The organism is Kitasatospora sp. NPDC093102, assembly GCF_040683915.1.
Lineage (GTDB): Bacteria > Actinomycetota > Actinomycetes > Streptomycetales > Streptomycetaceae > Kitasatospora.
In genome coordinates, this window is record NZ_JBFBFA010000043.1 from 20,079 (window position 1) to 42,651 (window position 22,573).

The following is a 22,573-nucleotide window of genomic DNA, read 5'->3' on the forward strand; positions in this document are numbered from 1 at the left end:
GTGATCAGGGCTTGACCCGAGCCTGAGCCGGTGGCCGTTCCGCCATCGGTTCGGGCGCGGTGTCGGAGGTGGTCCCGGTCGCGGCCGCGGGCCGCACGCCGTGCCTGCGCACCCCGGGCACCGCCGCCGTGCCCGCGCAGACCAGCGTCACCAGCGCCGCGGCCGCCAGCAGCGGCACCCGGCTGCCCCAGGCGCCGGCGGCGAGCGGCGCCAGGGCGTACCCGAGCGGGGCCGCGCCCAGCGAGAGCAGCCAGTCGTACGAGGTGACCCGGGCCAGGGCCCCGGCCGGGACGTCCTGCTGCACCACCGTCTGCCACAGCGGGTTCAGGAAGCCCAGCCCGGCCATCGCCACCGCCTGCGCGGCCACCGCGAGGGGCACCGGGGCGGGGACGGCCAGTGCGAGCAGCGGCAGCCCGAACAGCGCGAGCGCGAGGTTGCCGGCCAGCACCGGGCGGCGGGGGCGGACGCGTCCGGCGATCAGTGAGCCGACCAGCAGACCCACCGCCCCGGCCTGGGTGAGCGCCACCCAGGCGCCGTCGCCGCCGAGGCGGGTGGTGGCGATCAGCGGGCCGAGGGTGAGCAGCACGGCGCTCGCGCCGTTCCACACGCCGTGGGCGATCAGGCTGGTCCAGTACCAGTCCCGGGAGCGCACCTCGCTCCAGCCCTCGGCGAGGTCCCGGAGCAGCGAGCGCGGTTCGGCGGTGGCGCTCCCAGCGCTCTGAGCGCTCTCGGCGCGGTCGACGGTGAGCCGGGTGAGCAGCGCGGCGCTCAGCACGAAGGAGGCGCCGTCCAGCACGAACGCCCAGCCGGGCCCCGCCGTGTACACCAGCAGCCCGGCCAGCGCCGGGCCGCCGAGGCGCGCGGCGCCGGTCGCGGTGCCGAGCAGGGCGTTGGCCCGCAGCCGCAGCTCACCCCGGACGGTGGCCGCGACCAGCGGCGAGGTGGTGGGCATGGCGAAGGCGGAGGCGACGCCACCAACGGCCGAGGCGAGGGCGATGTGCGTCAGGCTCGGACGCCCGCCGAGCAGCTCCAGGCCGACGAGCAGCTGGGCGACGGCCCGGACCAGGTCGGTGGTGAGGGCGACCAGGCGCGGGTCGAAGCGGTCCCCGGCCACCCCGCCGAAGGGCAGCAGGAGCAGCTTCGGCACCATCGCGCAGCCCAGCACCAGGGCGAGCGCGGCGGAGGAGCCGGTGGCCCGGGTGATGGCGATGGCGAGTGCGGCGGGGACGACGGCGTCGCCGAGGGTGGAGATCGTCCGGCCGATGAAGAGCAGGCGGAAGCCGCTCAGGCTCAGGGGGTGTCGTGTCACGCGCCGCACCTTATTTCGGTGTCGAAATTTTGGCAACGAATATTTTGGTGCCGTTGCTTCAGGGTTTGTAGACTCCTCCCATGGCCGAGCACCACCACCAGCAGGACACCCCGCCCCGTGACTGGACGGACGGCCACGTGGACCGCTGGCAACCGGTGCTGCCCGGCCTCGACCCGGACATCGAGGCCTCCGTGACCCGGATGTCGCGGCTCACCCGCCACCTGGGCCGGGTCCGCGAACAGGGCGTCGCCGACTACGGCCTGCACAAGCACGAGTTCGACACCCTGCACGTGCTCGCCGGCCGCGGCGGCCACGCCGCCCCCTCCGACCTCCGGGCCGACCTCAACCTCGCTCCGGCCTCGGTCACCGGCCGACTGGAGACCCTGGAGCGGCGCGGCTTCGTCCTGCGCACGCCGTCCACCGAGGACCGCCGGAAGGTCGACATCGTGCTGACCGAGGCCGGGCGGGCCGCCTGGCGCGAGGCCCTGGACGTGGTGGGCCGGGAGGAGCTGCGGCTGCTGGGCGTGCTGTCCGAGGAGGAGCGGCGCGCCCTGGCGGACCTGCTGCGGAAGGTGATGCTGGCTCAGGAGGGCGAGGGGTAGGACTCCGCCTCCGGCCGCCTGGGTCGACCCGTGGTGCCCGTCCCTGGTATCGATGGGGGCGTGCGATTCGAACTTGTGCCGGTGCCGGAGGGCGTGGGGGCACGGCCCCGGGACGAGCGGGGCTACCCGGTGCCCGCGATCACGCCGTGGCAGGGCGACGTGCCGCAGTTCGCGCTGACCGACCACGGGCGCAGCGCCGGCTGCGCGCTGGAGCGCAGGTGCTCGGTGTGCGGGCGGTTCATGGAGCGCGGACCGGTGTGGCGGGTGGTCGGCGCCGCCGAGAGCGAGGCGATCGCCGGGGCGCTCGCGGCCGGGCGGCCGTACCGCAACCTCGCACCCACCATGGAGGGCCCCGGTCACCGGGCCTGCATGCTCTACGCCGCCATGGTCTGCCCGTACCTGGCGCGCCCCAACGCTCGGCGGCGGGCGAGCGCCGAGGACCCTGCCGACGAGCTGACCTCGGCCGCCGTCCGGGGTGCGGCGCGCGGCGGCGCGGGCGCGGTGGTCGGGTTCGGCGACTACGAGTACGCGGTCACCGAGACCCGGGTGCTGTTCCGCTTCCTCGATGTGGTCGAGTTCCTGCCGCACGAGTCCGCCGACGAGCACCTGGCCGAGCTGCGCGCCGAGTTGGCGAAGCCCTCGTAGGGCCCGCCCCGGCCCGGCCGGCGGGGCGTCGGGGGTCGGACCGTCCGGGGCGAACCGGGCGAAGTGGTGGCCGCCGCAGAGGTCGACCGGCCGTCAGGGGCGGTAGGACGGCAGGCCCTTGATGGTGGAGACCTGGGTCGGCGCGGCCGAGCCGTCGGCGGGCAGGGTGCTGATGCCGTCCGGGGTGCGGACCGCGATGGTCCTGCCGTCGGGGGACCAGGCGGGCTCGGTGTAGTCGGTGGTGGCCGACGGGGTGAGGTCCTTCTCGGCCTTCTGGTCGATCTGCGTGGAGCGGGTGAACAGGTGGTCGTGCCCGTTCACCGAGCGGACGAAGACGAGGTGCTCGCCGTCCGGGGTGAGGGCCGGCTGCGAGCCCTTGCCCAGGTCCCGGGTCGCCGGCCGGATGTAGTCGTCGTACAGGTACACCTCGTTGGTCGGGGTGTTGGCGTAGACGATCTCGCCCCGGTGGCCGCCCGCGTTGGCCCAGGTGTTGCCGGTCTGCGGCGGCTGCGGCAGCGGATCGCCGCCGCCCTCGGAGTTGTGCGGAGTGAGCACCTCGGGGGTGGCGCCGGGGGACTTGGTGAGGACCTTCTCCAGGCGCAGCGTGCCGCCCTTGTCGGAGGTGAAGACGATCGCGGCGAACCGCTCCAGCGCCTCGGCGCCGGCGGTGACGCTCGGGTCGGCGGTGGCGCGCTGCCAGGTCGGGTGGGACCAGGTCTCGCCACCGGGGTTCTTGGCGAGGACGACCTTGCCGCTGCCGTCCGGGTCGGCGGTCATCAGGTCGCCGTCGCCGTTGACGAAGGCGGCCTTCTTGCCGTCGGGGGACCAGGCCAGGTCGCGGACGACGGTGCCGAAGTCGGCGGTGGCGCCGTTCAGCGCGACGGTGCTGGTGCCGGTGGAGATGGTCAGGTGGTTGGCGGCCGAGGTGCCGTTGACCACCGTGCCGCCGGGCGCGGCGCTGCCGGAGGGGGCGGGAGCGCCGGTCGCCGCCGTCCCGGGGGCGGTGCCGGTCGGGACGGCGGCGCCGGTCGGGGCGGAGTCGCCGTTCTCGGGGCCGCAGGCGGAGACCAGGACGGCGCCGACGCTGACCATCAGGGCGATCGCCGCGGTGGTGCCGAACCGGTTTCGCACGGAGCTGTTGCGCACGGACATCTTCCACGTCCCCCTCGGGTGCTGTTCGCTTCCGACGAGGAGCCTCGCAGTGCGAGGTCAGCGGCGGATGCGTGCCGCGTCACAGCCGTGGAACAGCGCGGGCGCGTCGTGGCCCCGCGGGGTGTCGTTCAGAGGCCGAGTTCGGTGAGGCCCGGGTGGTCGTCGGGGCGGCGGCCGAGCGGCCAGTGGAACAGCCGCTCCTCGGCGCTGATCGGCAGGTCGTTGATGGAGGCGTACCGGCGGGCCATCAGGCCGTTCCGGTCGAACTCCCAGTTCTCGTTGCCGTAGCAGCGGTACCAGTGGCCGGCGTCGTCGTGGCACTCGTAGGCGAAGCGGACCGCGATGCGGTTGCCGCCGTACGCCCAGAGCTCCTTGATCAGGCGGTAGTCCAGCTCGCGCCGCCACTTGTGGGTGAGGAAGTCGGCGATCCGCTCGCGGCCCGTGAGGAACTCGGAGCGGTTGCGCCAGCGGCTGTCCGGCGTGTAGGCGAGGGCGACCCGCTGGGGGTCGCGGGTGTTCCAGGCGTCCTCGGCGGCCCGGACCTTCCGACGGGCGGTCTCCTCGGTGAACGGGGGCAGGGGAGGGCGCTGCTCGGTGCCGGTCTCGGGCATGGTGCTCCTCGGAATGGGTGTTCCGTCGATGAGAACGACCGTTCTCACTGCTCTGGCTACGATAGGAGAACCATCGTTCTCGCGCAAAGGGAAGGGCAGATGGAGCAGGAAGACCCACGGGCCCGGATCCTCGACGCGGCCGAGGAGCTGTTCTACGGGCAGGGCATCCAGGCCGTCGGCATGGACGCCGTCCGGGCCGCCTCCGGCGTGACCATGCGCCGCCTCTACCAGCACTTCCCGTCCAAGGGGGATCTCGTCGAGGCCTACCTGCTGCGCCGCGACGGCCGCTGGCGGGCGAGCCTCGCCGTGTACGTCTCGCGCACCGGGGGCTGTCCGCGGGACCAGCTGCTCGCGGTCTTCGACTGGCTCGGCCGGTGGCTCGCCGAACCCGGCTTCCGGGGCTGTGCCTTCGTCAACTCGCTCGGCGAACTCGGTGCCGTGAGCCCCGCGGTGGTGGCCGCCGCCCGGCACCACAAGGCGGAGTTCGGCGGCTACCTCGCGGGCCTGACCGAGGCCGCAGGTGCCCCGCCCGCCACGGCCGTCCATCTGACCCTGCTGGCCGAGGGGGCGATCACCAGCGCGGCCGTCCACGGGGACCCGACGGCCGCCGCCGATGCCAAGGAGGCCGCCCGGCTGCTTCTCGACACGACGGCGCGGGCCCGGTAGCCCGGGGCGGCGCGCCCCTCGCCCCGGTCAACCGCCCTGCGTCAGGCCGCCGTTGCTCATCAGCAACTGCCCGTTGACCCACTGCCCCTGCGGGGAGCAGAGGAAGTCCACCAGGTGCGCGGCGTCGCGCGGCGTGCCGAGCCGGCCGAGCGGGGTCCGCCCGCGCAGCTCCGCCCTGGTCCCCTCATCCATCCAGCCGGTGTCCACCGGGCCCGGGTTGACGACGTTGGCGGTCACCCCGAGGCGGGCGAACTCCCGGGCGGCGGCGAGCACGATGCGGTCCAGGGCGCCCTTGCTGGCGCCGTACGGGACGTTGCCCACGGTGTGGTCGCTGGTCAGCGCGACGATCCGGCCGCTGCCCGGGGCGCCGGCGAAGCGGCGGCCGAACTCCCGGACCAACAGCCAGGTGGCGCGCGCGTTGACCGCGAAGTGCCGGTCGAAGCTCTCGACCGTGGTGTCCAGCAGGCCGGAGTCGACGGATTCGCAGTGGCACAGCACCAGCGCGGTGACCGGGCCGAGCCCCTGTCCGGCCTCGGCGAAGACCCGTGCGGGTGCCTGCGGATCGGCCAGGTCGGCCTCGATCGGGAGCGCGCGGGCACCGTGCTCGCGCAGGCCCCGGGCGATGTCCGCCGCCGCGGCCTCCTCGGCGCCCCAGGCCATCCGCCGGTCGTAGGCGGTCCAGTAGGTGAAGGCGAGGTCCCACCCGGAGGCCGCCAGCCGCCCGGTGATCCCGGCGCCGATGCCGACCGTCCGGCCCACTCCCGTCACCAGGGCCACCGGGCGGGGGATCTGGGGCGTCGGGTGGTTCCGATGGGGCGTCATGAGGTGCGATCGTCGCGGGCCGAACCGTCCCGGGCACGTGCTTTTCGGCCGAACGCGCGTTTATCGCCTGTTGATCACCGCTGCCTAGCCTGGGGCGTATGGACGAGAGAGCGGTCGAACGGCCGGGGACGCTGCCCGAGGGACGGATGACGGAGCAGGACACCGAGCGGTTCCGGCAGCTGCTGGCACGGCTGGAGGACTCGCTGGCGGTGGACCGGAAGGTGGCGGGGCGCGATGCCTGAGTGCGCCGAGCTGCGCCCGGTGGCGGTGCTGCCGGTGGCGGTCCTGCCGCTCTGGCGGCGGGCCGAGGCCGAGGACCACCGGAACGCGGACCGGCCCGGGGTGCTGCGGGGGCACCCCGGGCCGGTGGGCGGGCCCGGCGGACCGGACGGCCGGGTCGGACCGGGCGGACCGGGCGGGAGGGACGGTACGGTGCCGGAGGACTGACCGTCCGTCAGCAGCTGCAGTCGCAGCAACAGCCGTCGCAGCAGTCGCACCCGTCACAGCAATTGCAGCAGTCGCAGCAGCCGGAGCAGTCGCCGCAGTCGGGGCAGTCGACGTCGTGCCGCTCGCAGAAGCCCTTGCGGCGCTCACGGCTGAACGGGTCGTTGTGGTCGCAGCAGAGCAGCTGGCAGCTGCAGGCCATCAGCGCCCACACCGCGCACCCGGCGAGCAGGTTGCGCGGGTTCGGCGGCTTCTCGCCGGGCGGGGTGAAGCCCGGGCCCTGCGGCACCCACGGCGGGACCGGTGCCTGGTCCGGCGGCGTCTGCTGCGGCGGCGCCTGGTGCGGGTGCTCGCCGGTGGTGGTGCCCGCCGCCTCGGGGCGGCGGCAGCTCGCCGTGTGCCGGGAGTGGCCGAAGACCCGCTCCACCGCGCGCTCGGTCTCGTGCGCGAGCAGCACGTGCACCAGGGCGCGGTCGGTCAGTTCGACCTCGCGCAGCGCGAGCCGGATGCCGTGGACGGCGTCGCGGCAGAGCCGTTCGGCCTCGGCGCGGTCGGTGCCGGTGGCGGTCAGCGGGTTCCAGGCGCCCGCGGCCGCGTCGGCGCCCTGGTCCTCGGCGGCGTCGAGGAGGTGGGCGAGCCGGCCGAACAGCCGCCCGGCTTCGGCGAGCGGGGCGGCGTTGCCGGAGCGCCCGGCGATCACCGCGGTGTGCGCGAAGGCGGCCGAGGTGGCGGTCTCGGTGGGCTCGGTGACCAGCAGGACGGACCCGCCGGGCCGCAGCGAGCGCTCCAACTCGCCCTGCCGGTGGGCCGCGTCGAGCAGCACGGCGGTGTCGAAGCCGACGGTCGAGGCGCTTCCCGTGCTCTTCCGGTCCCAGCGCCGGGTGACGGCACGGGCCCCGGCGGCGACCGGGCGGCGGGCGAAGACGCCGTCGCGGTCCTCGACGTGGTCGCGGATCTTGACCGAGGCGAGCGCCAGCGAGACGGCGGCGGCGAGCCGGGCGCCTTCTCCCTTGGCGACGGAGGCGGTCCGCATGCCGCGCAGCGGGCACGGCCCGGCGGTGCGGCGCCGGGAGGAGTCCTCCCGGGCGGCCTGGGCCTCGACCAGCACGGAGATGATCAGGCCGTCGTAGTTGGTCGCCGTCCGGGCGAGCTGCCCGTGGTCGTCCCGTAGTGCGAGGCAGAGCCCGCACAGGTGGGCCATCCAGGAGGTCTGCAAGTGCTCGGACAATCGGTGCCTGCACGGTCTGATGATGCCGAACACGCTGGTCCCCCTCGCCTCACGGGCCGCCGACCGGCCACGATTCGCCGGACATCATATGATCGGCGCCCCTTCCGGACCGAGGGCCCGTCAAGCCGCGATCCAGCCGGAGGGGGTGGCCGCGCACCCCGTCCCGGCGGCGGGGTACACCGGCCCGGCGCATGGTTCGCGCCGGCCGTACCCCTGGCGGGTGCGGCGGCAGTGGTGGCGTTCGTGGCACTGTTCGTCCGCGAGTGGCGTCGCCCGCGAGTAGCGCGACCCGGACGGCGAACCGCCGCCCACCTTCCACGTAGCTGCCGGGGGGCGTGGAGGTGCGCCTCTGCACCTTCCGCAGCTGCGGTCGGCCGGTTTCGGCCGACACCCGCCGCCCTGTCACGCCGGTCAGGCGGAGTCGTGTGCCCAAGCCCGGCGAGTGGGTCTCACATCCGGGATAGCATCGCGAATATGGGAATCGACACGGCCGCCGACGAGCGGCTGGCACAACGGCTCGCCGAGCTGAGGCTCGAACGCGGATGGACCCTGGAGGAGCTGGCGCGGCTGGCGGACGTCAGCCGGTCGACGCTGTCCCGGGTGGAGCGGGCGGAGGTCAGCCCGACGGCCGCGCTGCTCGGGCGGCTGTGCGCCGTCTACGGGCGGACGATGTCGCGGCTGCTCGCCGAGGTGGAGTCCGGCCCGGCCCCGCTGCTGCGGGCCGGAGAACAGCAGGTGTGGCGGGACGAGACGACCGGGTTCGTCCGCCGTTCGGTCTCGCCGCCGCACGGCTCGCTGCGGGCGGAGATCGTCGAGGGCCGGTTGCCGGCCGGCGCGGACATCGCCTACGACCGCGCCTGCACGCCCGGCCGGGAGCATCACCTCTGGCTGTTCGAGGGGCGACTGGAACTGACCGTGGACGGCACGGCACAGCCGCTCGGCCCCGGCGACTGCCTGCGCTACGTCGGCGGCACCAGCCGCTTCCGCAGCCTCGGCCCGGGCGAGGCCCGGTACGCGCTGGTGGTGGTCGAGCCGTGAGCGCCGCCACCGGCCCGATAGCCGAGGAGCCCGGGGAGCCCGAGAAGAGCAAGGAGCCCAAGGAATCCAGGGAGCGCTTCGACGCCGCCGGGCGCCGGGTCCTGCTGGTCTGCGTCGCGGGCGGCTTCACCACGCTGCTCGACCAGTCCGTCCTCAACACCTCCATCCCCGCCCTGCGCGAGACCCTGCACGCCGGGCCCGCCGACCTCCAGTGGATCGTCGCCGGCTACTCGCTCGCCTTCGGCCTCGCGCTGATCCCCGGCGGGCGGCTGGGCGACGTCAAGGGCCGCAAGTGGTTCTTCGTCACCGGCCTGGCCCTGTTCACCCTGGTCAGCCTGGTCTCGGCGACCGCCACCGAGCCCGGCGTGCTGGTCGCCGCCCGGCTGCTCCAGGGCGCGGGCGCCGGCCTGGTCAACTCCCAGATGATCGGCACCCTCCAGGACGTCTTCGACGGCCAGCTGAGGGCCCGCGCCCTCGGCATGTACGCCGTCACCGGCGGCCTCGCCTTCGCGCTCGGACCGCCGATCGGCGGCGCGGTACTGGCCCTGGCCGGCCCCGAGCACGGCTGGCGGCTGACCTTCCTGCTCAACGTTCCCTTCGGCCTCGCCACCGTCGCCCTGGCGGCCCGTCACCTGCCGAAGCCCCGCCCCAGTTCCCGGAACGCCGACCTCGACATCCTCGGCCTGCTGCTGGTCGGGGCGCTCACCCTGGCCCTGATGCTGCCCTTCGTCCGGCCGCCCGGCTGGACCGGCTGGCTCGCCTTCGCGGCCGCCGCCCTGCTGCTGCTCGGCGCGCTCGCCGGGTGGCAGCGCCGCTCCGCCCGCACCGGCGGCCACCCGCTGATCCACCCGGCCCTGACCCGCTCCGCGCCGTACGCGCTCGGGACGGCCACCGCGATGGCCCAGTTCGGCTCCTCGCTCGCCGCCTCGCTGGTCCTGACCATGTTCCTCCAGGACGGCCTCGGCCTCTCTCCGATGGGTGCCGCGCTGGTCGCCCTGCCCTCCGCCGTGGCCATGGGCGTCGCCTCCGCGCTCGCCTGGCGGGTCGTCCAGCGCTACGGCCGACGCACCGTCACCGCCGGGATGATCGGCTCCGCGCTCGCCATACTGCTCAGCGGACTGCTCGCGCACTGGGCGTCCGTCACCGCCCTGCCCTGGCTACTGGCGCTGCTGCAACTGCTCGGCGGCGCCTCGGTGGGCCTGATGGGCTCCACCAACCAGGCGTACGTGCTGCGCCACGCGCCCGCCGAGGCGGCCGGGGTGAGCGGGGCGATCCTGCAGATGGCCCAGCGGATCGCGGCGGCCGTCGCGGTCTCGGCGCTGTCCGGGGTCTACCTGCGGGGGACCGCCGGGGGCGGCGGGCACCGCACCGCCTTCCTGACCGCGAGCGTGGTGTGCGCCGGGGTGGCCGGACTCGCCGTCCTGGCCTCGGTGTTCGCCGACCGAGCCGCGGCCCGGGAGCAGCGCGAGGGCGGACCGGTCGCGCTGAGCCGAGGGCGAACGCCGGTCCGTTAGGCGGTGGGCGGCGCGTACCGTGGCGGGATGACCGACATGCGGAACCGGACCGTGGACCTGCCCGGGGTGACGCTCGCCTACCGCGAGAGCGGACGGCCCGACGGACCGCCCCTGGTCCTGCTGCACGCCCTCGGCGAGCGCGCCGCCGACTGGGACACCGTCCTGCCCGGCCTCGCCCCCGCCCACCGGGTGTTCGCGCTCGACCTGCGCGGCCACGGTGACAGCGCCCGCACCGTCGCCTACTCGCTGGAGGCGATGCGGGACGACGTGCTGGCCTTCCTCGACACCCTCGGGCTCGCCCGCGTCGACCTGGTCGGCCACTCGATGGGCGGCGCCGTCGCCCACCTGCTCGCCCAGGCCGCGCCGGAGCGGGTCGACCGGCTGGTCCTGGAGGAGATCCCCGCGCTGTACCCGCGCCCGGCGAGCGTGTTGCCCGAGAACCCGGCGCAGGACGTGCACTTCGACTGGGCGATGGTCCGGGCGGTCAAGGCCCAGTTCGACGATCCCGACCCGGCCTGGCGGGCGGGGCTGGCCCGGATCACCGCCCGCACCCTGGCGGTGGCCGGCGGCCCGGCCAGCCCGGTCCCGCAGGAGCGGATCGCCGAACTCGCCCGGCTGATCCCGGACTGCCGCCTGGTCACCGTCGAGGCCGGGCACCTGGTGCACGGTGCCCGGCCCGCCGAGTTCGTCGCCGCGGTGGCGCCGTTCCTGGCCCGCTGAGCCGCGAAGCCGGGGCCAGGTGGGTCAGACGCCGTGCTCGACGGGCAGCCGCCCGCTGCGCACCGCCGTCAGCAGGTCGGCGTGGTCGGCCTCGGTGCGGTCCGCGTAGGCCACCGCGAAGGCGGCGACCGCCTCGTCCAGCGCCTCGCTCTTGCCGCAGTACCCGGCCAGCAGGCTCGGGTCGGCGGTGTGCGAGTGCGCCCGGGCCAGCAGGGCGCCGGTGATCCGGGCGTAGTCGTCCAGCTGGGACGGCAGCAGCGCGGCCGGGTCGACGCTGCCCTTGCGGTTGCGGAACTGCCGTACCTGGTAGGGGAGTCCGTCGACCGTCGTCCAGCCCAGCAGGGTGTCGCTGACCACCTGCATGTGCTTCTGGCCGAGCACCACCCGGCGGCCCTCGTGCCCGTCCGCCGCCGGCTGCGGCCCGTTCGGCAGGTACGGCAGCAGGGCGGAGGGACGGGCCTCCTTCACCTGTAGCACCAGCGGCTGGTCCCGGTGGTCGGTGAGCAGCACCACGTACGAGCGGGTGCCCACACTGCCGGTGCCCACCACCCGGAACGCCACGTCCTGCACCCGGTAGCGGGACAGCAGGGTGCGCACCTCGGCCGGCACCGTCCCGACGTACGGGCCGAGCGCGTGCGCGACGGCGCGGGCGGTCGCGTCGGTGACCTCGGTGAGCACCGGGGCAGCGGCCGTGAAGCGCCAACCGCCGTCCGCGGTCCGGGTGGTGTTGCGGGCGGCGAACCGCGCGCTGGTGTTGCCGAGTGCCTTCGCACCGACCTTGCGCAGCACCTCGGCGAGGTCGTGCGCCTCGGCGAAGGAGACCAACTGCTCGTCCGCGACGGCGTTCCAGGCGTCCAGCCCGGGCAGCTTGGCGAGCGTGCGCACGGTCCGGCGGTACGAACCGGCCGCGTGCTGGGCGGCCTCGCGCGCGATGCTCTCGCTCGCCCCGGCCTCCCGGGCGGCCAGCACCAGGCTGGCGGCGAGCCGCTTGAGGTCCCACTCCCAGGGGCCGGGGACGGTCTCGTCGAAGTCGTTGATGTCCAGGACGAGTTGGCCGCGGGCATCGCCGTACAGGCCGAAGTTCGCGGCGTGCGCGTCCCCGCACAGCTGCGCGCCCACCCCGGTCACCGGCGTGCCCGCGAGGTCGGCGGCCATCAGCCCGGCCGACCCGCGCAGGAACGCGAACGGACCGGCGGCCATCCGGCCGACCCGGATCGGTACCAGCCGGTCTATTCGGCCCGAGTTGGAGGCCTCCAGCGCGGTCACGGCCGTCGGACGGTCGGACGCGGGCGAGAACTCCGCGTGCCGCTCCCGGGGCACCCGCGCCCGCAGCTCCTTGCCGCGTTCCCGCGCCTGCCCGTCCTGCGCCGAGGCGAACCCGGCCACCGCGAACCCGCGCCGGATCCGCCCGTCCCGCCCCGCCGCCGGCCCCGACTGAGCCCCGGCCGCCTCGGCCCCACCCACGTGCGCCACTTTTCCTGCCCGTCCCTTCCGGTCCTCGACCCGCCCGCTACCTGCGCGGACGTTCGTCGGGGGGAGTGACGTACGGCGGTGCGCGGTGGTTCCGGGGGACGAGGGTCCGCTTGTGGCGCGAAGGGGGGCGTGGGGCGTGGGGGTGGCGCTGTGGGATGAAGGGGTAGCGTGGGGCGGGTGGACGATCTCGGGGGGAACGGTCTTCGGGCGCACCGCCGCACGCGCCTGGCGGCCGCGTCGGCGGCGATGCTGACCGTGGCGGCCGGGCTGGGCGTGCGGGCGGTGCTGGGCGGGGACCTCGCCAAGTGCGCCGGGGACGCGCTCTACACCGTGCTGGTGTACGCGCTGGTGGTGGTGGTCGCACCGCGCGTCCGGCCGGTGCGGGCCGCGGTGGTGGCGGCAGGGGTGAGCTGGATGGTGGAGCTGTTCCAGCTCACCGGCCTGCCGGACGCCTGGGGGCGGCACAGCACGATGGCCCGCCTGGTGCTGGGTTCGACCTTCAACCCGCCGGACCTGCTCTGGTACCTGGTCGGCGCGGGCTGCGCCGGGGCGCTCCACCGGGTGCTGCGGACCTCCCGGGTCCCGGCATCCGGCGGAGCGCTCTGACGATCCGTCAGAGCGGAAGCAGCTCCGGTCGCTTGGGCTCGACGTGGTCGCCCGAGGACTCGCCGCGCAGGCGCCGGCCGACCCAGGGCAGCAGGTGCTCGCGGGCCCACTGGATGTTCTCCCGCCGCTGGTCGGCGGGGGTGAGCACGCGGGCGTCCGGCCACGGGGCCTCCGGGTCCTGCTCGGTGCGCAGGCCCAGCGAGCGCGCGGCCAGCAGGGCGACCCGCTGGTGGCCCTCGGGGGACAGGTGCAGGCGGTCCTCGCTCCAGGCGCGGCGGTCGTGGACCGCGCGCAGCGACCACAGGTCCGCCACCTTACAGCCGTTGCGGTCGGCGATGGCGCGCACGTGCCCGTTGTAGGTGGCGATCTTGCCGCGCAGGTGCTTCAGCAGTGGCACGTCCTTGGTGTCGAAGCCGGTGCAGATCAGCACCGTCCCGGCGTTCTCGGCGAGTTGGACGACGGCGGCCTCGAAGCGCTCGGCCACCTCGTCCGGGTCGCTGCCCGGCCGGAGGATGTCGTTGCCGCCCGCACAGAAGGTGGCCAGGTCGGGCTGGAGACGGCGGACCTGCGGCACCTGCTCGGCGGTGATCTGGTCCAGCAGTCGGCCGCGCACGGCGAGGTTGGCGTAGCGGAAGGCGCCCGTCGGGCGCCCGTCGGCGAGGATTCCGGCCAGGCGGTCGGCCCACCCGGCGAACCTGCCATCGACGCCGGGGTCGTTCAGACCCTCGGTGAAGCTGTCCCCGAGAGCGGCATACGAATCGAGGTCAAGGGTCTCCTGGAGATTCGGCATGAAAGAGATAGTTCACCCAATCAAGTGACCTACGCCACCGTAGGTGACCCCGGCGGCACGTGAGATGGGCCACGTGCCCTCGTCGGCCGCTTCCGCCCGCAGACGCCCGGTCCCCGGAAAGCACAAGATCCGCACCCCCTTCCGCTTTCCGGCCGGTCCGGCGGATGCTCGAAGGGAGCGGCCGCTCCGGCCGCCGTCCTTCTGGGGGAAGGCAGCCATGACCACCGACCCGCGCTCCGAACGGTCCGAGAACTGGTCCATCGACGACCGGTGCACCAACTGCGACGTCGCCCGGCAGCTGGCGCCCGGCCTGATCCGCGAGCACGAGGGCCGCTCCGAGCTGGTCCGCCAGCCGCGCGACCCGGCCGAGCGCCGGCAGCTGCTCGCTGCCGCCCACGCCTGCCCGACCCGCTCCATCCGCCCCGGCACCGGGCCGCTGGACCCGGCCGAGGACCCGTTCCCGCTGGCCCTCGCCGACGACCTGCTGCTGCTCGGCCACAACTCCCGCCGCACCGCGGGCGCCAACTCCTACCTCTGCCGCCGACCGACCGGCTGGGTGATGGTCGACACGCCGCGCTACAGCGAGACCCTCGCGGCCCGGTACGCCGCGCTCGGCCCGGTCACCGACGTCCTGCTCACGCACCGCGACCACGCCGTGCACGGCCGGGCGTACGCCGACCGGTTCGGCGCCCGGCTCTGGATCCACGAGGGCGATCTGGAGGCCGCCCCCGACGCCGACCGGGTGCTGCGCGGCACCGGGCCGACGGAGATCTCGCCCGGCCTGGTCGCCCACCCGTTCCCCGGTCACACCCGGGGCAGCGCGCTCTTCCTCGCGGACGAGCGGTACTGCTTCAGCGGCGACAGCATGTACTGGTCCCGCGCCACCGGGGACATCGAGGTGGTGGAGTCGGTGACCTGGTACTCGATCGAGGAGCTCGCCGCCTCGCTGCGGCGCGGCCTCGGCGTGCTGCGCTTCGAGTGGCTGCTGCCCGGCCACGGCGACCGGCACCGGATGCCGGCCGAGGAGGCGGACCGCCGGCTGCGGGCGCTGGCCGAGCGGTGCCAGGAGCTGCGGCCCGTGCCCGTGGACTTCGGCGCGGTCCGCTGGTAGCGACGGTCCGCCGGTAGCGACGGTCCGCCGGTAGCGACGGCGCGCCCGCGGTGGCCGGGCCGTGCGTCGGGGCGCGGCGCGTCGGAGGCCCTGTGCGCCGGTGCCTGCGCCGGGTGCGCGGGGGCGTGCGACCGCCGGGAGCGCCGGCCCGGGTGTGCGAACGGTGCCGCCGGGGCAGCCGCCTTGGGAACGAAGGTGTTCGGCCCCGTGAACCCCGAACTCCGTGCGAAGAACTCCCAGCGACCCAAGGATGGTTGAGCCATGCTCACGCAGACTCCGGAGCGCCACGCCCGGCCGCGTCGCTACCTGATGTGCCGGCCGACGCACTTCACCGTGGACTACGCGATCAACCCGTGGATGGACCCCACCCAGCCCACCGACACCGCACTCGCCCTGCGCCAGTGGGAACGGCTCTACTGGACGTACCGTCGGCACGGCCACACCGTCGAGCTGATCGACCCGGTGCCCGGCCTGCCCGACATGGTGTACGCCGCCAACGGCGCCACCGTGCTGGACGGCCGGGCCCTGGTCGCCACCTTCCGCCACCCGGAGCGGGCCGCCGAGTCACAGGCCTACCAGGCCTGGTTCCGCGAGCGCGGCTACCGCGAGGTGCGCCGGGCCGGGCACGTCAACGAGGGTGAGGGCGACCACCTGGTGGTGGGCCGACGGGTGCTCGCCGGGACGGGCTTCCGCACCTCGCGCGCTGCGCACGCCGAGGCCGGGGAACTGTTCGGCGTGCCGGTGGTCAGCCTGACCCTGGTCGACCCGCGCTTCTACCACCTGGACACCGCACTGGCGGTGCTCGCCGACGACCACGTCATGTACTACCCGGAGGCCTTCGACGCCGACAGCCGCTCGGTGCTGCGCGCGCTCTACCCGGACGCGATCCTCGCCGACCGGGCCGACGCCGAGGCGTTCGGGCTCAACGCGGTCTCGGACGGCCGACGGGTGCTGCTGCCGGAGGCCGCCAAGAACCTGGCCGGCCGCCTGGCCGAGCACGGCTACCAGCCGGTCCCGGTGGACGTGTCGGAGCTGCTGAAGGGCGGCGGCGGGGCGAAGTGCTGCACCCTGGAGCTCAGGCCGGAGTGACGGCGTCGGCCCCCGTGGCCGTGACCAGCAGCACCTCCAGGGTGCGCGGCCCGTGCACCCCCTCCACCCGGTCCAGCTCGATGTCGCTGGTGGCGGACGGCCCCGAGATCCAGGTCTGCGGCCGTACCGGATCGAGTCGAGGCAGCGCGAGCGGCACCGAGGCGACGACCTGCTCCGGGGTCCGGACCACGCAGACGTGGTGGTCGGGGACGAGAGAGAGCAGCCGCCGTCCCTGGCCCGGACCGGCGTCCAGCACGATCGTCCCGGTCTCGGCGACGGCCAGCGCGCAGCCGGTCACCACGCTGTCCACGGCGTCCAGCCGGGCGGCGGTCAGCGTTCCGTCGTCCGGGAGGAGCTCGACCCCCTCGGCCTCGGCCGCGGTGAGCCAGGCGGCCGGCAGCCCGGCCGGCACCACGACCGTGCGGCTGCCCCGCTCGATCAGCAACCCGGCGATCCGCCGCGGCAGTTCGTCCTCGTGGCAGCGGTGCACCAGGGCCCGGTAGTCGGCCAGGTTGTGGTGCAGCAGGTCGAGCAGCGCCGCCGGGTCGTCGGCCGGCACGTGTGCCGTCAGGTAGTCGCGGGGCAGGGGCTGTTCGGCCACCTCGGCGGTGTCGCCGAGTGCGGCCCGGATCCGGCCGAGGACCAACTCCCGGGAGTTCCGGGGGCCGTTGGGCCGGATGTGGTCGGATGCGGTCATGTGCGGTTCCTCCGCCACCAGTCACGGAACGGTTCGGCCGGCACCTCCGGCAGGTCCCGGGTGTCGGTCCAGGCCCGCCCGGGCCCGGGCAGCCGGCGGGGGTGCAGCGACCGGGTGCGGCCGGCCAGCCGCTCGGCGGCGGTGAGCGCCGCGGGGTGGTCCAGCACGAACCCGGCGGCCGCCATCGCGGCCCGCTCCAGCGGGTGCCCGCCCTGCTCGGCGACCCGTTCGCGCAGGTGCACCAGCACCTCGGGGATGTCGATGGCCACCGGGCACACGTCGTAGCAGGCCCCGCAGAGCGAGGAGGCGTACGGCAGCGAGGCGTCCACCGGGCTTTCGGTGCCGCGCAGTTGGGGCGTCAGGATGGCACCGATCGGCCCCGGGTAGACCGAGCCGTAGGCGTGCCCGCCGGCCCGCTCGTACACCGGGCAGACGTTGAGGCAGGCCGAGCACCGGATGCAGCGCAGCGCCTGGCGGCCGACCTGGTCGGCGAGCACGGTGGTGCGGCCGTTGTCCAGCAGCACCAGGTGGAACTCGGACGGGCCGTCGCCCTCCGTCGTCCCGGTCCAGAGCGAGGTGTACGGGTTCATCCGCTCGGCGGTGGAGGAGCGGGGGAGCAACTGGAGGAAGACCTCCAGATCCCGCCAGGTCGGCACGACCTTCTCGATCCCGACCACCGAGATCAGCGTGCGCGGCAGGGTGAGGCACATCCGGCCGTTGCCCTCGGACTCGACCACCACCAGGGTGCCGGTCTCGGCGACCATGAAGTTGGCTCCGGAGACGGCGACTTCGGCGCGCAGGAACTTCTCCCGCAGGTGCAGCCGGGCGGCCTCGGCGAGTTCGGCGGGGGAGTCGGTGAGCCCCCTGGGCGCCGGGCGGCCCCAGGCGGCCATCCGGTCGGCGAAGATCTCCCGGATCTCGGCCCGGTTGCGGTGGATCGCCGGCACCAGGATGTGCGAGGGCCGGTCGTCGCCCAACTGCACGATCAGCTCGGCGAGATCGGTCTCGTAGGCGGTGATCCCCTCGGCGGCCAGCGCCTCGTTGAGCTCGATCTCCTGGGTGGCCATCGACTTGACCTTGACGACCTCCGTCCGGCCGGTGGCCTTGACCAGCCCGGCGACGATCCGGTTGGCCTCCTCGGCGTCGGCGGCCCAGTGCACGGTGCCGCCGGCCGCCGTGACGGACTCCTCCAGCTGGACCAGGTACCGGTCGAGGTGGCGCAGCGTGTGGTCCTTGATCGCCTTCCCGGCGGCGCGAAGCCGGGCCCAGTCAGCGAGTTCGGCGACGGCCCGGGCCCGTTTGTCGCGGATGGTGTGGGTGGCGTGCCGCAGGTTGGCGCGCAGCTGCTCGTTGCGTACGGCCCCGGCGGCGGCCTGCGGGAAGGCGGGCATGCCGAGGAAGGTGCCGACCGTGTCTCCGGTTCGCTCGCTCCGCTTGCTCATGCGGACGGCCTCCAGGGGTGCTCCTCGGTACTGGCCAGGATTTCCGCCAGGTGCAGTGGCCGCAGCGGCGCGCTCTTGCGGCGCAGGGTTCCGCCGAGGTGCAGCAGGCAGGAGTTGTCGGCGCCGCACAGCACCTGGGCGCCGGTGCCGAGGGCGTTGGCGATCTTGTCCTCGGCCATGGCCGCCGAGACCGCCGCGTTCTTGACCGCGAAGGTGCCGCCGAAGCCGCAGCACTCCTCGGCCCCGGGCAGCTCGACCAGCTCCAGGCCCTCGACGGCGCCCAGCAGCCGGCGCGGTCGGTCGCCGAGGCCGAGCAGGCGCAGGCCGTGGCAGGACGGGTGGTAGGTGACGGTGTGCGGGAAGTGGGCGCCGACGTCCTCGACACCGAGCACGTCGGTCAGGAACTCGGTCAGCTCGACCACCCGGGGCACCAGGTCGGTGGCCAGGTCGGCCAGTTCGGTGCCCCGGCCCTCGGCGGCGGCCCGGGCGCCGATCCGGGGGTAGTTGTCCCGGACCATCGCCACGCAGGAGCCCGAGGGGGTCACCACGTGGTCGTATCCGGCGAAGGCCTTCGCCGTCCGCCGGACCAGCGGTTCGCAGGCCCTGCGGTAGCCGGTGTTGTACTGCGGCTGCCCGCAGCAGGTCTGCCCGGCGGGGAAGTCCACCGTCACGCCGAGCCGTTCCAGCAGCCGGACGGTCGCCACCGCCGTGGCGGGGAACAGCGCGTCGTTGACACAGGTGGCGAACAGCGCGACCCGCATCCGGGCTCCCTTCTGCCGAACTTCCGCCGGACGGGCGGACATTGCAGGTGCGGACGTCGCAGGTGCGGACGCCGGACGGCACCGGTCCGCTCGTGATCGTAGCGAGCGGACCGGTGCCGTGGTGGGACCTCGGCAGCGGGGCCTCGGGCGTCGGGCGGGAACTCAGGCCGCCCGGGCGGCGCGGGTCAGGCGCCGAGCCAGAGGTCCGGGCCGAACACCTCGTAGTGGATGTCCGCCGCCGGGACGCCCGCGGTCAGCAGCTGCTCGCGGACGGCGCGCAGGAAGGGGAGCGGGCCGCAGAGGTAGGCGGTGGTGCCGGCCGGGACCTCCACGGTGGAGAGGTCCACCAGGCCGGTGCGCTCGGCCGGCCACTCGCCGAGCGGCTGCTCGTAGAAGACGTGCGCGGTGGCGTTGGGCAGCTTGGCGGTCAGCTGCTCCAGGTCGGCGCGGAAGGCGTGGCTGAGCTGGTCGCGGTCGCCGTGCACCGAGACGACCCGCCGGGTGGAGCCGGTCGCGGCGAGGTGGTCGAGCATGGCGGTCATCGGGGTGTTGCCGATGCCGGCGGAGGCGAGCAGCACCGGGCCGTCGCCCTCGGCCAGGAAGATGTCGCCCAGCGGGGGAGCCAGCTCGACGGTGTCGCCGGCGTGCAGGTGGTCGTGCAGGTGGCTGGAGACCTCGCCGCCCGGCTCGCGCTTGACGCTGAACCGGAGGGCGCCGTCGGCGCCGCCGGAGAGGCTGTACTGGCGGATCTGGTGGGCGCCGTCGGCCAGTTCGGTGCGCACCGAGATGTACTGGCCGGGGTGGAAGGCCGGCGCCGGGAGGCCATCGGCCGGGCGGACCAGGTAGGTGGTGACGGTCTCGGTCTCCTGGAGCCGGCCGATCACGGTGTAGCGGCGCCACAGGTCGGCCGGGTCGCCGCCGGCGGCGACCTCGGCGCGCAGCCGGTCCTCGATGGCGATCAGCGCGTTGGCCATCAGCCAGTAGACCTCGTCCCAGGCGGCGGCGACCTCGGGGGTGACGGCTTCGCCGAGCACCTCCACGATGGCGGCGAACAGGTGCTCGTGGACGATCTTGTACTGGTCGTTGCTGATGCCGACCGAAACGTGCTTGTGGGCGATGCGGGCGAGCATCGCGTCCGGCCGCTGGTCCGGGTTGGCGATCAGGGCGGTGGCGAAGGCGGCTATCGAGCCGGCCAGCGCCTCGCGCTGGGTGCCGTTGGCCTGGTTGCCCCGGTTGAAGAGGTCGCGCAGCAGCTCCGGGTGCGCGGCGAACATCCGGTCGTAGAAGCGCGGGGTGATGTCTCCGATGGCGGCGCCCACGACGGGCAGGGTGGCCTCGATGACCTCGGCGGACTTCGCGGACAGCATCAGACGACTCCTCAGTGGTATCTCAGATTCGCATTAAGAGGCGCTCTGTATGGGGGGGGCAGCCTCGGACGGGCGAATCAGGCGGTGGGTCCGGTCGTGAGACTGAGCAGCACCGGCCCGGTCGGGGAGGAGACCAGATCGTCGATGGTGAGCGGATCGAGCGAGGCGAAGAACGCCTCCTGCGCGGTGCGCAGTGCCCCGCGCAACCGGCAGGCGATCCGCAGCGGGCACGGGGGGTCGCCCTCGCAGTCGACCACGTCCCCGACTCCCTCCAGCTCGCGCAGCAGCAATCCGAGCGAACCCGTCCGCCCGGCGGAGGTGAGCATGAGCCCGCCGCCGCGACCGCGCCGAGCTTCCACCACCCCCAGGTGCTGCAACCGACTGACCACCTTTGCCGCGTGGGTGTACGGCACTGCGACCGCCTCGGCCACCTCGCGGGTGGTCGGGTTCTCGCCCTCGTCGAGTACGGCGAGCCGCATGGCGATGCGCAGGGCGATGTCGGTGCTCTTGGTCAGCCTCACGTAATGAAACGTAACGAATGCGACTCCGCAACTCCAATTTTCTGCACGATGCCGGCTGAGGCCCTGGTCACGTCGCTGATCGGGCCTGGTGGCGCGCCGAAGCCCGGAGCGGACCGCACGCCCAAAGTCTGGTCGAGTTTGAACAGATGGCGACATTACCGATCAGCTCCTGACGCACCGTCTACAGGCGCTCTACGCTTCGTCCGGCTCCGGAACCGCATCAGACGCCGCACCCCCTTCGCCGACCCCTGGAGAGACTCCGTGAGAACACGCCGTGCGCCCCGTCGCACCCGGACGGCCGTGGCCGCGATAACCGCGACCACGGCCGCACTGCTGTCGCTGCCCGCGACGGCCGAGGCCGTCACGCCGCCGCCGGCCGTCGCCGCGCACGTGGCGGTGGCGCCCTACCCGGCGGGCATCGCGCTGACGCCGGACGGCGGCCACGCCTACGTGACCAGCCAGAGCAGCGGCGCGGTCAGCGTGCTGGACACCGCGAGCAACACCGTGTCCGGCAGCTTCACCGCCGGGACCGGCTCGTACGCCGTCGCCGTGTCGCCCGACGGGCACCGGGCCTACCTGACGCACCACCTGGACAACACCGTCAGCGTCGTGGACACCGCCACCAACACCGTCACCGCGACCGTCCCGGTCGGCGCCCAACCCTGGGGCCTCGCCCTCGCGCCGGACGGCTCCCGGGCCTACGTGAGCAACGCCGCCGCCAACACGGTGAGCGTGCTGGACACGTCGTCCAACACCGTGACCGCGACCGTGCCCGTCGGCGCCGAACCGCACGGACTGGCCGTCTCCGCTGACGGCACGCGGCTGTACGTCGCCGCCTCCGGCGACAAGGCCGTCACCGTGGTCGACACCGCGAGCGGCGCGGTGAGCCGCACCGTCCCGGTCGGCCACAGCGCCTTCGGCCTCGCCCTCAGCCCCGACGGCACCCGGCTGTGGGCCGCCGACGGCGACGACGGCACCGCCGCCGTGATCGACACCGCGGCCGGCACGGTCCTCGGCACCGTCGCGGTCGGCTCCGGCCCCTACGCCGTGACCCTCTCCCCGGACGGCGCGGCGGCCTACGTCTCCGACTACGCCGACAACACCCTGAGCGTGGTGGACACCGCGAGCCGGACGGTCACCGCGACCGTCCCGGTGGGCGCGAGCCCGTACAGCCTGGCCCTGACCGCCGACGGGCGGCACGGCTACCTCGCCGACTTCACCGGCAGCGCCGTCGACGTGGTGAACTTCCCGCTGCCGGTGCCGGAGGTGACCGCGATCACTCCCAACAGCGGCTCCGGGCTGGGCGGCACCACGGTGACCATCACCGGCACCGACCTGGCCGGCGCCACCGCCGTGACCTTCGGCGCGGCCGGCGCCGCCGCCTCGTTCAGCTGCACCCGGACCAGCTGCACCGCGACCGCCCCCGCCACCACCGTCACCGGGACGGTCGACGTGCGGGTCACCGCTCCCGGCGGCACCAGCGCGGCCGTCGCCGCCGACCGCTTCACCTACGCCGCCCCCGCCGCCCACCTGGGCGTCGCGCTCACCGTGACCCCGGTGTCCGGGCTGCTCTCCAGCCGGGTCGACTACACCATCACCCTCACCGGCCAGGGCCCCGACCCGGTGACCTCGGCCACCGTCACCGCCGACCTGCCCGCCGGGCTGACCGCGACCTCCGGCGACTGCACCGTCGCCGCCGGGAAGCTCGGCTGCGCGCTGACCGCGCCGCTGGCCAAGGGCGCGAGCACCACCCGGCACTTCTCGATCGGGGTCGGCCTGCTCTCGCTGCTCCGCAGCTGGGACGTCACCGTGGCCCGCACCGCCGGAGCGCCCGCCGACCCGTCGCCCGGGACCAGTCGGGCCACCCGCAGCTGCAGTGCGGTGCTCGGGCTGCTGATCACCTGCGAGTAGCGCCCGCCTGCCGCGTACGGGCAGCTGCCCCGGGCCCCGCTCGGAGCTGACCCC

At 74.6% G+C, this 22,573-nt stretch carries 24 protein-coding genes; 12 read left to right on the top strand and 12 right to left on the bottom strand.

The window, feature by feature from the left end; genetic code table 11:
* Positions 1–4: 4 nt before the first annotated feature.
* Positions 5–1,309, bottom strand: a complete 1,305-nt coding sequence (locus AB0O11_RS32625; protein ID WP_363394266.1) for an MFS transporter — start codon at positions 1,307–1,309, stop codon at positions 5–7.
* A gap of 80 nt (positions 1,310–1,389) precedes the next feature.
* On the opposite strand from AB0O11_RS32625, the gene AB0O11_RS32630 reads away from it, so the two are divergent.
* Positions 1,390–1,911: a MarR family transcriptional regulator gene (locus tag AB0O11_RS32630; RefSeq protein ID WP_363394268.1), complete on the top strand. Its 522-nt coding sequence runs from the start codon at positions 1,390–1,392 to the stop codon at positions 1,909–1,911.
* A 60-nt stretch (positions 1,912–1,971) separates the two neighbouring features.
* A complete protein-coding gene (locus AB0O11_RS32635; RefSeq protein ID WP_363394270.1) occupies positions 1,972–2,556 on the top strand; it encodes a hypothetical protein in 585 nt (194 codons plus the stop codon).
* 93 nt (positions 2,557–2,649) lie between these two features.
* Here AB0O11_RS32635 and AB0O11_RS32640 read toward each other — a convergent pair whose 3' ends face one another.
* Both AB0O11_RS32640 and AB0O11_RS32645 read right to left on the bottom strand, forming a co-directional pair.
* Positions 2,650–3,702 (bottom strand): LpqB family beta-propeller domain-containing protein, encoded by a 1,053-nt coding sequence (locus AB0O11_RS32640; protein WP_363394272.1) that lies wholly within the window; start codon positions 3,700–3,702, stop codon positions 2,650–2,652.
* A 134-nt stretch (positions 3,703–3,836) separates the two neighbouring features.
* On the bottom strand, positions 3,837–4,319 hold the full coding sequence (locus tag AB0O11_RS32645) for a nuclear transport factor 2 family protein (protein ID WP_363394274.1): 483 nt from the start codon (positions 4,317–4,319) through the stop codon (positions 3,837–3,839).
* A gap of 99 nt (positions 4,320–4,418) precedes the next feature.
* Here AB0O11_RS32645 and AB0O11_RS32650 point away from each other — a divergent pair, with 99 nt between their 5' ends.
* On the top strand, positions 4,419–4,985 hold the full coding sequence (locus AB0O11_RS32650; RefSeq protein ID WP_363394276.1) for a TetR/AcrR family transcriptional regulator: 567 nt from the start codon (positions 4,419–4,421) through the stop codon (positions 4,983–4,985).
* A 27-nt stretch (positions 4,986–5,012) separates the two neighbouring features.
* Here AB0O11_RS32650 and AB0O11_RS32655 read toward each other — a convergent pair whose 3' ends face one another.
* Positions 5,013–5,807, bottom strand: a complete 795-nt coding sequence (locus tag AB0O11_RS32655; protein ID WP_363394278.1) for an SDR family oxidoreductase — start codon at positions 5,805–5,807, stop codon at positions 5,013–5,015.
* Between the two features lie 98 nt (positions 5,808–5,905).
* Between AB0O11_RS32655 and AB0O11_RS32660 the strand changes: the two genes are divergently transcribed.
* Both AB0O11_RS32660 and AB0O11_RS32665 read left to right on the top strand, forming a co-directional pair.
* Complete coding sequence (locus AB0O11_RS32660; protein ID WP_363394280.1) at positions 5,906–6,049, top strand: hypothetical protein; 144 nt, start codon at positions 5,906–5,908, stop codon at positions 6,047–6,049.
* On the top strand, positions 6,042–6,254 hold the full coding sequence (locus tag AB0O11_RS32665) for a hypothetical protein (RefSeq protein ID WP_363394282.1): 213 nt from the start codon (positions 6,042–6,044) through the stop codon (positions 6,252–6,254). Before AB0O11_RS32660 ends, AB0O11_RS32665 begins: the two co-directional genes overlap by 8 nt.
* Before the next feature lie 7 nt (positions 6,255–6,261).
* Here AB0O11_RS32665 and AB0O11_RS32670 read toward each other — a convergent pair whose 3' ends face one another.
* Positions 6,262–7,512 (bottom strand): DUF5685 family protein, encoded by a 1,251-nt coding sequence (locus AB0O11_RS32670; RefSeq protein WP_363394284.1) that lies wholly within the window; start codon positions 7,510–7,512, stop codon positions 6,262–6,264.
* Positions 7,513–7,953: 441 nt separating this feature from the next.
* Between AB0O11_RS32670 and AB0O11_RS32675 the strand changes: the two genes are divergently transcribed.
* From AB0O11_RS32675 to AB0O11_RS32685, 3 genes are read left to right on the top strand one after another with little or no spacing between them, the layout of a single operon-like run.
* On the top strand, positions 7,954–8,517 hold the full coding sequence (locus AB0O11_RS32675) for an XRE family transcriptional regulator (RefSeq protein ID WP_363394286.1): 564 nt from the start codon (positions 7,954–7,956) through the stop codon (positions 8,515–8,517).
* Positions 8,514–10,031 carry an MFS transporter gene (locus AB0O11_RS32680; protein ID WP_363394288.1) on the top strand — a complete coding sequence of 506 codons (1,518 nt, stop codon included), beginning with the start codon at positions 8,514–8,516 and terminating at the stop codon, positions 10,029–10,031. The genes AB0O11_RS32675 and AB0O11_RS32680 overlap by 4 nt, the downstream gene beginning before the upstream one ends.
* 27 nt (positions 10,032–10,058) lie before the next feature.
* The gene (locus AB0O11_RS32685; RefSeq protein WP_363394290.1) at positions 10,059–10,751 is read left to right on the top strand and encodes an alpha/beta fold hydrolase; all 693 of its coding nucleotides are present in this window, start codon (positions 10,059–10,061) and stop codon (positions 10,749–10,751) included.
* Positions 10,752–10,775: 24 nt separating this feature from the next.
* On the opposite strand, the gene AB0O11_RS32690 is transcribed toward AB0O11_RS32685, so the two are convergent.
* Positions 10,776–12,137 carry a DUF2252 domain-containing protein gene (locus AB0O11_RS32690; protein ID WP_363394337.1) on the bottom strand — a complete coding sequence of 454 codons (1,362 nt, stop codon included), beginning with the start codon at positions 12,135–12,137 and terminating at the stop codon, positions 10,776–10,778.
* A gap of 333 nt (positions 12,138–12,470) precedes the next feature.
* On the opposite strand from AB0O11_RS32690, the gene AB0O11_RS32695 reads away from it, so the two are divergent.
* A complete protein-coding gene (locus AB0O11_RS32695; protein ID WP_363394339.1) occupies positions 12,471–12,830 on the top strand; it encodes a DUF2809 domain-containing protein in 360 nt (119 codons plus the stop codon).
* A gap of 7 nt (positions 12,831–12,837) precedes the next feature.
* Here the strand turns inward: AB0O11_RS32695 and AB0O11_RS32700 are convergent, their stop codons facing one another.
* Entirely contained in the window at positions 12,838–13,620 is a 783-nt protein-coding gene (locus AB0O11_RS32700) for an SGNH/GDSL hydrolase family protein (protein WP_363394291.1), read from the bottom strand.
* A 217-nt stretch (positions 13,621–13,837) separates the two neighbouring features.
* Between AB0O11_RS32700 and AB0O11_RS32705 the strand changes: the two genes are divergently transcribed.
* Both AB0O11_RS32705 and ddaH read left to right on the top strand, forming a co-directional pair.
* Complete coding sequence (locus tag AB0O11_RS32705) at positions 13,838–14,731, top strand: ferredoxin (RefSeq protein ID WP_363394293.1); 894 nt, start codon at positions 13,838–13,840, stop codon at positions 14,729–14,731.
* A gap of 261 nt (positions 14,732–14,992) precedes the next feature.
* Positions 14,993–15,820, top strand: coding sequence for a dimethylargininase (ddaH, locus tag AB0O11_RS32710; RefSeq protein ID WP_363394295.1), 828 nt, complete (start codon positions 14,993–14,995; stop codon positions 15,818–15,820).
* On the opposite strand, the gene AB0O11_RS32715 is transcribed toward ddaH, so the two are convergent.
* The 5 genes from AB0O11_RS32715 to AB0O11_RS32735 all read right to left on the bottom strand — a co-directional run bounded on the left by AB0O11_RS32715 (position 15,807) and on the right by AB0O11_RS32735 (position 20,608).
* Positions 15,807–16,517 (bottom strand): LUD domain-containing protein, encoded by a 711-nt coding sequence (locus AB0O11_RS32715; protein ID WP_363394297.1) that lies wholly within the window; start codon positions 16,515–16,517, stop codon positions 15,807–15,809. The two genes, ddaH and AB0O11_RS32715, sit on opposite strands and share 14 nt — an antisense overlap.
* The gene (locus AB0O11_RS32720) at positions 16,514–17,959 is read right to left on the bottom strand and encodes a lactate utilization protein B (RefSeq protein WP_363394299.1); all 1,446 of its coding nucleotides are present in this window, start codon (positions 17,957–17,959) and stop codon (positions 16,514–16,516) included. The genes AB0O11_RS32715 and AB0O11_RS32720 overlap by 4 nt, the downstream gene beginning before the upstream one ends.
* On the bottom strand, positions 17,956–18,720 hold the full coding sequence (locus tag AB0O11_RS32725) for a (Fe-S)-binding protein (protein WP_363394301.1): 765 nt from the start codon (positions 18,718–18,720) through the stop codon (positions 17,956–17,958). The genes AB0O11_RS32720 and AB0O11_RS32725 overlap by 4 nt, the downstream gene beginning before the upstream one ends.
* 185 nt (positions 18,721–18,905) lie before the next feature.
* The gene (locus AB0O11_RS32730) at positions 18,906–20,087 is read right to left on the bottom strand and encodes a globin domain-containing protein (protein ID WP_363394303.1); all 1,182 of its coding nucleotides are present in this window, start codon (positions 20,085–20,087) and stop codon (positions 18,906–18,908) included.
* Between the two features lie 77 nt (positions 20,088–20,164).
* Positions 20,165–20,608 (bottom strand): Rrf2 family transcriptional regulator, encoded by a 444-nt coding sequence (locus AB0O11_RS32735; RefSeq protein WP_363394305.1) that lies wholly within the window; start codon positions 20,606–20,608, stop codon positions 20,165–20,167.
* 300 nt (positions 20,609–20,908) lie between these two features.
* Between AB0O11_RS32735 and AB0O11_RS32740 the strand changes: the two genes are divergently transcribed.
* Complete coding sequence (locus AB0O11_RS32740; protein WP_363394307.1) at positions 20,909–22,519, top strand: beta-propeller fold lactonase family protein; 1,611 nt, start codon at positions 20,909–20,911, stop codon at positions 22,517–22,519.
* The last annotated feature ends 54 nt before the right edge of the window (positions 22,520–22,573 follow it).